The organism is Zoogloea sp. (genome assembly GCF_044344315.1).
GTDB lineage: Bacteria > Pseudomonadota > Gammaproteobacteria > Burkholderiales > Rhodocyclaceae > Zoogloea.
Genome location: NZ_JBIJDC010000145.1, coordinates 1 through 10715 on the forward strand (window position 1 = coordinate 1; position 10715 = coordinate 10715).

Annotated in this window: 5 protein-coding genes; 4 read left to right on the forward strand and 1 reads right to left on the reverse strand. The window is 63.7% G+C overall.

Going from position 1 to position 10715, the window contains the following annotated elements; genetic code table 11:
• Window positions 1-3165, reverse strand: a 3165-nt coding sequence (locus ACIQ09_RS20565) for an SdrD B-like domain-containing protein (protein WP_398314026.1), incomplete at its 3' end; no start/stop codon positions are given.
• Between the two features lie 728 nt (window positions 3166-3893).
• Here ACIQ09_RS20565 and ACIQ09_RS20570 point away from each other — a divergent pair.
• The 4 genes from ACIQ09_RS20570 (at window position 3894) to ACIQ09_RS20585 (ending at window position 10174) form a co-directional block, all read left to right on the forward strand.
• The gene (locus ACIQ09_RS20570; RefSeq protein WP_398314028.1) at window positions 3894-6038 is read left to right on the forward strand and encodes a type I secretion system permease/ATPase; all 2145 of its coding nucleotides are present in this window, start codon (window positions 3894-3896) and stop codon (window positions 6036-6038) included.
• Complete coding sequence (locus tag ACIQ09_RS20575) at window positions 6035-7372, forward strand: HlyD family type I secretion periplasmic adaptor subunit (protein WP_398314030.1); 1338 nt, start codon at window positions 6035-6037, stop codon at window positions 7370-7372. Before ACIQ09_RS20570 ends, ACIQ09_RS20575 begins: the two co-directional genes overlap by 4 nt.
• A complete protein-coding gene (locus ACIQ09_RS20580; RefSeq protein WP_398314032.1) occupies window positions 7372-9231 on the forward strand; it encodes a TolC family protein in 1860 nt (619 codons plus the stop codon). Before ACIQ09_RS20575 ends, ACIQ09_RS20580 begins: the two co-directional genes overlap by 1 nt.
• 277 nt (window positions 9232-9508) lie before the next feature.
• Window positions 9509-10174 (forward strand): PEP-CTERM sorting domain-containing protein, encoded by a 666-nt coding sequence (locus ACIQ09_RS20585; protein ID WP_398314034.1) that lies wholly within the window; start codon window positions 9509-9511, stop codon window positions 10172-10174.
• Window positions 10175-10715: the final 541 nt, after the last annotated feature.

The following is a 10715-nucleotide window of genomic DNA, read 5'->3' on the forward strand; positions in this document are numbered from 1 at the left end:
GTAGTCGCCCGGGGTCAGGTTGCTGAACTGGTAGTTGCCGTTGGCGTCGGTGGTGGAGGAGCCCACCACGGTACCGGTGCTGTCGAGCAGCTTGACGGCGACACCGGCGATACCGGCTTCACCAGCGTCCTGCACGCCGTTGGCATTCTTGTCCAGCCACACCTTGTCACCGATGGCGGCAGTGCGCTCGTCGACAAAGTCGTTGCCGGTACTGGATGCGCCCGGGGTCAGGGTCACGGCGATGCTGTTGGGGTTGCCACCATCGGTGTCGCCCACATCCAGGTAACCCGGCTTGTTGGTTTCGACGACGGTGTAGGTACCGGCCGGCACGTTGTTGAACGTGTAGTTGCCGTTGGCATCGGTGGTGGTGGTCTGCACCACGGTACCGGTGCTGTCCTTCAGCTGAACGGTCACGCCAGCGATCGGGGTGTCGCCGCTGTTGTTGTTGTCCAGGTCTTCACGCACGGTGCCGGAGATGGAACCGGGGTTGGCGACGATGCCGGCATCCCAGGTCTTGTCCGATTCGCCCGAATCCAGAACGGTCTGGATGGTCTTGCCGGTGGCGGTGTCAGCATCGCTGTCCACACCGTCGGCAGCGGCATCCTTCGAGGTGAACACGTAGCCGGTGGGCAGCGTGGCCTTGTCGAACTGGACGCTGTAGGTGCCCGGCTTCAGGTTGGTGAAGAGGTAGTTGCCGCTGGCGTCAGTGGTCTGGGTGGTGACCACGTTGCCGGCTGCATCCAGCAGGGAAACCTTCACGCCTTGCACGCCGGCTTCGCCTGCGTCCTGCGCGCCGTTCTTGTTGGTGTCGTACCAGACCTTGTCGCCCAGCTCGGCGTTGCGGTACAGGCCCGCATCGACGTTCGGGTTGTTCTGGCCGGACTGCAGGGTCACCGGAGCGGTCACGCCAGCGGCGTTGATGTCGCTGTCGGTCACTTCATTGCCGCCCAGGTCCTGGCCGGTGATTTCGTAGCCGGCGGGCTTGAGCACGGCCACCGTGTAGGTGCCCGGGGTGACGCTGAAGCTGTAGTTGCCGTTGGCGTCGGTGGTGGCGCTTTGCACCACGTTGCCGCTGGTGTCCTTGAGCTGCACGGTGACGTTGGCGATACCGGCTTCGCCGGCATCCTGAACGCCGTTGGCGTTCGTGTCTTCCCACACGCGATCGCCCAGGGTGGCCGGACGCTCATCGACGAACACGTTGCCGGTGCTCGAGGAGCCCGGGGTCACGGTCACGGCGATGGTGTTGGGGTTGCCGCCGTCGCTGTCGCCCACGTCGGTGTAACCCGGCTTGTTGGTTTCGACGACGGTGTAGTTGCCAGCCGGCACGTTGTTGAACGTGTAGTTGCCGTTGGCGTCGGTGGTAGTGGTCTGCACCACGTTGCCAGCCGGGTCCTTCAGCTCGACGGTCACGCCCGGGATCGGGGTGTCGCCCACGTTGTCGTTGTCGTTGTCTTCCAGCACGGTGCCGGAGACGACGCCCGGCAGACGCTCATCAACGAAGTCGTTGCCAGTGCTGGTGGCACCCGGGGTCAGGGTCACGGCGATCACGTTGGGATCGCCACCATCCACGTCACCCACATCCGAGAAGCCCGGCTTGTTGGTTTCGACGACGGTGTAGTTGCCAGCCGGCACGTTGTTGAACGTGTAGTTGCCGTTGGCATCGGTGGTGGTGGTCTGCACCACGGTGCCGGTGCTGTCCTTCAGCTGAACGGTCACGCCAGCGATCGGGGTGTCGCCGCTGTTGTTGTTGTCCAGGTCTTCACGCACGGTGCCGGAGATGGAACCGGGGTTGGCGACGATGCCGGCGTCCCAGCTCAGGTCGGACTCGCCTGAGACGAGTTCGGTCTGGATGGTGGAGCCATCCAGCGGATTGACATCGGAGTCGGCGGAATCGGAACCGGCATCACGGGTGGTAAAGCTGTAGCCAGCGGGCAGCGTGACCGGATCGAAGGCGAGACTGTAGATACCAGGCTTGAGGCCCGAGAACAGGTAGTCGCCGTTGGCGTCGGTGGCGATCGGGCCATCGACGGCATTGCCGTTGGCGTCGAGCAGGCGAACCTGGACACCCTGGACACCGGCTTCACCGGCGTCCTGCAGGCCATTGCCGTTCACGTCGAGCCACACGCGGTTGCCGATCTCGGCGGTGCGGTAAAGGCCGGCATCGACAGTGTTGTTGATATCGCCAGCAGCAACGGTCACCAGGGAGCTGAGACCGGTGCCGTCAAAGTCGCTGTCGATGGCGTCATTGCCGCCCACGTCCGGTTCGGTGACAGCGTAGCCATTGGGGGCCATGACGGTGACGAAGTAGCTGCCCGGATTGACCGTGAAGCTGTACTTGCCGGAATTGTCGGTGGTGGTGGTCTGCACCAGGTTGCCCTGGGGGTCACGCAGCTGGACGGTGATGCCGCCGATGCCAGCTTCGCCCGTATCCTGCAGGCCGTTGCCATTCACGTCTTCCCACACGGTGTCACCGATGACAGCCTTGGCGGGCACGGGGACGTTGAAGGTGAAGGTGTTGGGGGTCAGGTCCAGGTCGTTGCCGCCGCAGCCGTCCGTGCCGCCGGTGTCACGCACCTGGAAGGTGAAGCCAATGGCGCCGCCCGCATCACTCGGGGCGAGGTAGGTCAGGCTGCCGGCAGCCACGTCGGAGGCCAGGACTTCCTGGCCGGCGGTCACGGCAACGCCGTTGAGCAGCAGGGTGCCGGCGCTCGGCAGGGTGGTGATGACCACGGACTTGAAGGCATCGCCTTCAACCGGATCCGTGAAGCCGAAATCATCCAGGCCAAGCACATACACGTCGCCACTGGCGACGTTGGCGGAATCGTCGGCGCCGGAAGGCGCGTCATTCACCGGGGTGACATCAATGGTGATGTCCAGAATGAAACTGTTGCCGGTGCTGTCGGTGCCGAGGACGCGAACCTTGAGCTCGCCATTGAAATTCGGCAGGAGCGACGCATCGACCGTGAAGGTGTCCTTGTCTACCGCGGTGAAATAGCCGGAGGTGGCTTCGACATACTTGGTGCCGTCGTAAACGTAGAGCTTGATACGCGCCGGATCAACAGCGGAATAGGTGGGGTCCGCTTGCTTGAGCAGATCAAACAGCTCGAAATTCTTGCTGGTGTCTTCGCAAAGGGAAACGCTGGTTGAGTACCGCGTAGTTGCCATGAACGATCTCCATCTTGTACGTGTTGTTTCGTCCGCTCCCTCGGAGAAGGGCGACGAAGAAAGAAAAACGGAGATTCAACTGCAATTTGCGGGCCACCACGCGATCAACAACTGTCAAAAACGAGAATTTCAAAGCCCCTCAATAACTTAATGGACTCTACAGGGTTTTTGACGTGTGTGAAAAAGCACAAACCATTATTCGGTGTAAAAAAATCCGACACTCCAGATTGATTAAAAGCATTGCAAGGCCGTCCCAGGAAGTTTCAAAGGCATATTCCAGAGGAGTCCAAACACAGAACAAGCACATGATTAATATAAATATTTTTTAAGCAACCAAACACCACCCCTCCCCCCAAAGAGGGTCTCGTCCCCTACTTTTCATCTGCCAGAAAACACACGAAATTCTCCGACAGGCAATAAGCCACACTTGGGGAAGCCGAATTGACACTTTTTTGCAAAATAAGAAAAACAAATGCACTTACGAAAAACGTGGCCTCATGAACAGGAAAAAGACATTGTATTTGTTAAAAACGCTCGCCAAGCCACAAAACCCATTGCCACCCACTCCGGGGAAATGTGACCAAGTACGCAAGCAACATCAGGGAGGCTAAAACCCCGTGACTTTTTAACATTTGGCATTTGACCTCCTGTGGCACCATCGGCGTCCTGACTCATGCGGTCGCCGACTTCCGGCCTCTGCGCAGCACGACTAACCGAGCTTTCTGCCCATGCGCGAAACACCCTCCTCCACCCCTGGCGAGGCGCCGGTCGACGGGATCATCGACCAGTTGATGTTCCTGGCGCACTTCTTCGGCAAGCGTGCCGATCCGGCCCAGTTGCTGGCGGACACGCCTGTGGTCGATGGCTGCATCGGCGAGGCGCACATCCGTGAATGTGCCCAACGCGGCGGCCTGTCCCTCAGCCGCAGCACCAAGACGCCGGATGCCTTCCGGCCGTCCGAGTTGCCAGCCCTGATCATCGTCAAAGGCGGTGACCCGCTGGTGGTGCTGAACCGCAAGGGCGACGAGTTCGAGTGCGTGCAGCCCGGCATTCGTGGCAGCGTGTCCCTGAGCGCGGCGACCATCGCCGCCGACTATCCGGGCATCACCTATTTCGTGCGGCCCCTGGTGTTCTTCGACACCCGCAGCCTGCTTTACCATCTGCCGCGCCCACGGCGCTGGTTCTGGGACACCCTGCTGGCCAACCGCAACATCTATGGCTGGGCTCTGCTGGCCACCGTGCTGACCAACGTGTTCGCGGCGGTGATTCCCTTCTACACAATGTCGGTCTACGACCGCGTGGTGCCCAACAACGCCCTCGACAGCCTGTGGGTGCTGACCGGCGCCGTTGCGGTGGTGGTGCTCTTCGATCTGGTCATCAAGATGCTGCGCAGCTACCTGATCGAGGCGGCGGCGCGCAAGGCAGACGTGGCCATGTCGTCCCACGTGTTCGCCCATGCCCTACGCCTGCGTGCCGCCAACCGGCCGGCCTCCGGCGGGGTGCTGGCCAACATCGTGCGGGACTTCGAATCGGTACGCGAGTTCGTTACCTCATCGACCCTTACGGTGCTGGGAGACGTGCCCTTCATGGTGTTCTTCCTGGTCCTGATCGGTCTGGTCGGGCACTGGCTGGTGCTGATTCCGCTGGTCATGATTCCTCTCACCATCGCATCCTCTCTGCTGATCCGGCGCCCGCTCATCCGGGTGCTCGGCGCCAACATGCAGGAGTCCGCCCAGCGCACCGCCCACCTGTTCGAGACCATGAACGGGGTGGACACCCTCAAGGCCCTCGGGGCCGAGGCGTGGGCCCGGCGCCAGTGGGAGATGCTCACCGTCAAGATCTCCGAGAACTCGGTGAAGATGCGCGAGTGGACCTCCTTCGGGACCTACGTATCCCTGCTGGTGACCAACCTCACCACCATCCTGATCGTCATGTTCGGCGCCCTGCTCATCGCCGCCGGCGAGCTGACCATGGGGCAGCTGATCGCCGTGTCGATGCTGACTGCCCGGGCCATTACCCCGGCCACCCAGATCGCCGCCCTGATCGTGCGCTACGAACAGACCCGCCAGGCGCTCGACGCCCTCGACAAGATCATGGAGTCGCCCACCGACGAGACCGCCGACAGCCTGCACCTGCCGCGCATGCAGGGCCGGGTCGACTTCCGCGACGTGCACTTCGCCTACCCGGACTGCCCGCCGCTGCTCAAGGGGCTCAACCTGAACATCCGTCCGGGCGAACGCGTTGGCTTCATCGGCCGCATCGGCTCGGGCAAGAGCACCCTCTTCAAGCTGCTCCTCAACCTCTACGGCCCCGACCAGGGCAACGTACTGGTGGACGGCATGTCCGTGAGTCAGCTCGAACCCCAGAGCCTGCGCCGGCAGGTGGGCTACGTGCCCCAGGACGTGGTGCTGTTCCACGGTGACATCCGCGAGAACATCCTCCTCGGCAACAGCCAGGCCGGTGACGCCCAGATCCTCGAAGCCCTGCGCCTGTCCTGCCTGGATGAAACCCTGACCCAGATGCCCCATGGCCTCGGCACCCAGGTGGGCGAGCGCGGCGATCGCCTGTCCGGCGGCCAGCGCCAAGCCGTATCCATCGCCCGGGCCCTGGTGCAGCAGCCCCGCATGCTGCTCCTCGACGAGCCCTCCAGCATGATGGACCCGGCCACCGAGGCACGACTCATCGAGAACCTGCGCAGCATCAAGGGCGTGACCATGCTGCTGGTCACCCACCGCATGGCCATGCTGCCCCTGGTGGACAGGCTGGTCGTGCTCGACCAGGGCCGGGTTGTCCTCGACGGCCCCCGCGCCGACGTCCTGCGCAAGCTGCAGGGCGGCCCTGCCCAGGCTGCACCGAAGGAATATGCCGCATGAAAAGCAACGCGCCCGCCTGCGCTCCGCGCATTGAAAGCGAACCCGTCAGCCTCCACCCCGATTACGACCGGGGTCCGCGCCGGGCCATCCTGATCCTCCTGGGCACCACCGCCCTGTTCTTCGTCCTTCTGTTCGCATGGATGAGCCTGGCCCGACTCGACATCTCGGTGACGGCTGTCGGCTCCGTCGTACCGTCGAGCCGGCTGCAGCAGATCCAGAGCATGGAGGGCGGCATTCTGCAGGCCCTCAATGCCCGTGAAGGCAGCGTAGTGAAGAAGGGTGATGTCCTCGCCGTGGTCCAGAACCTTCAGTTCACCGCCGACCTGGGCGAGTCCCAGCAGAGCCTGTGGGGTGCCCGTGCCGCCCTGGTGCGCCTGGATGCCGAAGCCCGCAACGTGGCGCCGAACTTCCCCCTGGAGCTGGAGCAGAACGCGCCCGATCTGGTGCGTGAACAGCGCACGCTGTGGCAGACCCGTCGCCAGGAGCGCGAGAACACCCTCGAAACCCTGTCCCGCCAGATCAACCAGCGCCAACAGGAGCTCGCCGAAGCCAAGGCCCGCCATCAGGCCCTGCAGGACGCCATCGGCCCCGCCCGGGAAGCCCTGGCCATCGAAGAGAAGCTGGCCGGCGCCGGAGCCGGCGCCCGGGCCGACCTGCTCAATGCCCAACAGCGCTACACCAGCCAGAAGGGCGAACTGGAAACCACCCGCATCGCCATCGGCCGCATCCAGGCCGCCGTGGCCGAAGCCCAGGCCCGCCTGTCGGAAACCCGCTCACGCTTTCTCACCGAGACCAGCAAGGAAAAGAACGAGATCGAACTGCGCGCCGCCACCCTGGGCGAGCAACTGACCGGGCGCAGCGACAAGGTGGCCCGCCGCGAGCTGCGTGCGCCGCTGGACGGGGTGGTGAATCGCCTCCTCATCCCCACCATCGGTGGCGTGGTGAAGGCCGGCGAGACCATCATGGAAGTGGTGCCGGCCGAAGAGCGCCTGCTGGTGGCTGCGCGGATCAAGCCCTCGGACATCGCCTTCATCAAGCCCGGCCAGGAAGCCAAGATCCGCATCAGCGCCTATGACTCCTCCATCTTCGGCACGCTCGCCGGTCAGGTGGTAAGAGTGGGGGCTGACGCCGTTGTCGATCCCGAACGCAAGGAAACCTTCTTTGAAGTCTTCCTGGAAACGCAAAAGAACTTCCTCGGCGACCCGTCGGAACGCCTCACCATCTCCCCGGGCATGGCCGCCGATGCCAGCATCCAGACCGGCAAGCGCACGATGATGGAATACATGCTAAAACCCATCGTCAAGACCTTCGACAAATCCCTGCGCGAACGCTGATGAGCTCGTTTCTCCCCGCCCCCCGCCGCCTCGCCGTGCTGCTGGCCGCCTGCGGCGTGCTCGCTGCCCCTGCCCACGCAGCCCCCCTGCCCATCGTGGTAGACAAGGTGCTGCTGCAACAGCCCAGCGTGCGCTCCGCCCAGGCCCTGCTGCGGGCCGCCGAGGCGCAGATCACCCAGGTGCGCTCCGACTTCCTGCCCAGCCTCGGGCTGAGCTACCGCAACTCCGACTCCCGGGATGAAACCCAGGGCCGCCGGGTGGATCGCAACGTACGCCGCAGCGATGCCAGCCTGCGCTGGAACGTGTTCAACGGCGCCGCCGACACCAACCGCTTACGTGCCGCCGGCTTCACCCGGGACGCCGCCGACGCCGACCTGGACAGCGTCCTCGAACAGGTCGCCTTCGAGATCACCGAGGCCTATACCGACGTGGTGCGCCTGCGCCAGACCATGACCAGCCTGCAGGCCACCATCGCCCGCCAGGAAAAGGTCGAGGCCAGCGTGGCCCAGCGCGTGGATGCGGGCCGCATCTCATCGGCCGAACTAGACTTGATGCACGTGCGCCTGATCCAGAGCCGCACCCTCCTTGGCCAACTGCGCGCCCAACTGGGCACCGCCGAATACCGCTATCGCCTGCTCACCGGCGAAGCCCCGGATGAGCTGGTGACCCCGGGGCTCCGCTCAAGGTCGGTGGAAGCCGACATCGATGCACTGGTCGAACGCATCCAGGAGCGCAACCCACGCCTGCGCGCCGCCCTGCAGCGCGGCATGGCGCGCAAGGCCGACATCGGGGTGGCGCGGGGCAGCTTCTTTCCGGCCGTGGACCTGTCAGTCAACAAGCGCCTCGACAACAGCACCATCCCGGTTCCCGTGTCCGACACCGACCGGGCCGCCCAACTCCAGGTCAGCATCGACATCCCCCTCGGCGGCAAGAACCTCGGCCGCCACAGCGAAGCCGTCGAGCGCCACCAGGCCGCCCAGGCCGACGCCGACGATCTGCTGCTGAAGGTTTCCCGCGAGATCACCGACCTCTATCGGCAGTTTGCCGAGGCCCGCGAAATTGCCCCCCTCACCGAAAGACGAGTCGTTGCAGCCCAGCGCGTCGCGGCCGCCTACGAACTCCATTTCGAAGCCGGCCGGCGCAGCCTCAACGACCTGTCCATCGCCCAGGAAGATCTCTTCAACGCCCAGCGCGCCCTGATCGAGAACCGGGCCCAGCAGACCACCCTCCAGGCCCAGCTCCTGAGCCTGGCCGGTGAGCTGCGGGACACCCTGCGCACCCACTATCAACCGGCCCCCATCCTGCCTGAACTGCTCGGCACCACGCCCTACAACCCGGCCCTGGCGGCCGCCCCCGTACCGGTGGTGGATGCACTGCCGGCCCCCGAGATGGCCCTGGCGGCCACGCCCTCCGCAGCCGGTGCCGCGACGACCGCCGCTGCGCCGACCCGACCCGCCACCACAGCCGAAGAAGCAGCCACCGCCAGCCCCGAACAGCGTCTCGAAGCCTGGGCCGCAGCCTGGGCGGCCCGGGACTTTGACACCTACCGGGCCTTCTACCTGCCCGACTTCCAGCCCGGCAAGGGGCGCAGCACCGCCGAGTGGGAGAGCGAGCGGCGCTCCCGAGTGAGCCAGGCCCAGTCGCCCAGCATCCGCATCGACGGCCTGAAACTACGCCCACGGGGTGCCGACCATTTGAGCATGCGCTTCACCCAGCACTACAGCGCAGGCCATTACCGGGACACGGTACGCAAGCAGATCGACTGGGTGAAGGTGGACGGCCAATGGAAGATCGCCGCGGAGACCGTGCTGGCACCGCCCCCCCAGGCAGCCACCGTAGTGGCAGCCCCCCCTCAGTAGATTCCGACGCAACCCTGCACCCGGAAAAAGCCAGGCCACCCGCCTGGCTTTTTTCGTCTCATGACGAAAATCTAAATTCTCAACAAGATCAATGCACTGTCGAGGATTTTTACAATCTTCCACTTTTGCGGAAATTTAGAATTCACAAGAAATACACAAACTGTTGATTTTTAAAAAAAATCGACATTTTTTTGCATAAACAGAAAACTGGCGCCATTTTTGCTAATTTCTTTGAAGAATCAAAAATATCGCAGCCCACCGCTCAAAGGATTGAATCATGCGCCTGCTTGCCACTGCCCTCGTTGCCGCCCTGGCCTCCGCCCCCGCGCTCGCGGCCCCCGCCTACTGGACCGACTGGACCAGCACCAGCAGTGTGGCCTCCGCGGTCATCGGCGACCTGACCGTCGGCAGCACCACTGTCGGCGTGACCTTCTCGGGCGCCTACTCCTTCGCCCAGACCTCTGGCGGCACCAACTACTGGGCCAGCAACCCGGCCATCTACACCAGCTCGACGGTTGATAACGGACCGACGACGGCCGACATCGTTGCCCTCAGTGCGGGTGGAACGAAGACCATCACCTTCTCCCAGAGCGTGCACAACCCCCTGATCGGTCTGGTCAGCTGGAACAGCAACACGGTGGACTTCGGTGTGCCGATCAACATCCTGAGCTACGGCGCCGGCTACTGGGGCAACGGCACTCCGATTCTCAACAGCACGGGCACCGGCTTTTTCGGTAATGGTGAAGTGCATGGCGTGATCGAACTCATCGGTGACTACACCTCAATCACCTTCACCGACACCAGCGAGGGCTGGCACGGCTTCACCGTCGGCGTGCTCGGCGTGATCGTTCCGGGCAATGGCACGCACATCCCTGAACCGGCTTCCCTGGCCCTCCTGGGCGGCGCCCTCGGCGCCCTGGCGATGGTGCGCCGCAAGCGCTGAACCCCGCGTCTTCAAGAAAAATGCAGCCTGCGGGCTGCATTTTTCTTTGGTGAGACTCCCTGAAGCTGCTGACCAGCCGGGCCCACAGCGTGGGGTCGAATTCATTCGACCGCGAACTTTGAGCAGCGGCTTGCCGATCATTAGCGTGAGCAGGTCGAATGAATTGGTTATGTTCGCGTTAGGTATGTAAATACGATCCCCGGCAGGCCCGCCGGGCCCGGAGAGCCTTACTTGTCAGAGGGAAGCGCTTCCCGCAGTTTTCGCGAACGTAGTCAGTTCACTCCCTTCGACCTTGAACCGGTGAGTGCTTACGGGCGGCTTTCCGTTGTACGACGTCACATCGGCCGGGGACTCGCCCCCGGCGGGCGACCTTCTTCTTTGTTGTACGACAAAGAAGATGATATGGACGCCTCCCGCCCACCTCCACCCACGAAATGACCGACTGCCGGTGCTGACACCGTCAAAGCGGTTCGGCAAGGGGGAAAGGCCCCTCCTGCGGTGCTGAAGGGGGGAACCTCGCGTCTGACGGCATCAAGTGCCA

What these genes read in the sequence shown, in the direction of transcription:
- ACIQ09_RS20580 (WP_398314032.1), top strand. Translation starts at nt 7,372, where the DNA reads ATGAGCTCGTTTCTCCCCGCCCCCCGCCGCCTCGCCGTGCTGCTGGCC.
- ACIQ09_RS20575 (WP_398314030.1), top strand. Translation starts at nt 6,035, where the DNA reads ATGAAAAGCAACGCGCCCGCCTGCGCTCCGCGCATTGAAAGCGAACCC.
- ACIQ09_RS20570 (WP_398314028.1), top strand. Translation starts at nt 3,894, where the DNA reads ATGCGCGAAACACCCTCCTCCACCCCTGGCGAGGCGCCGGTCGACGGG.
- ACIQ09_RS20585 (WP_398314034.1), top strand. Translation starts at nt 9,509, where the DNA reads ATGCGCCTGCTTGCCACTGCCCTCGTTGCCGCCCTGGCCTCCGCCCCC.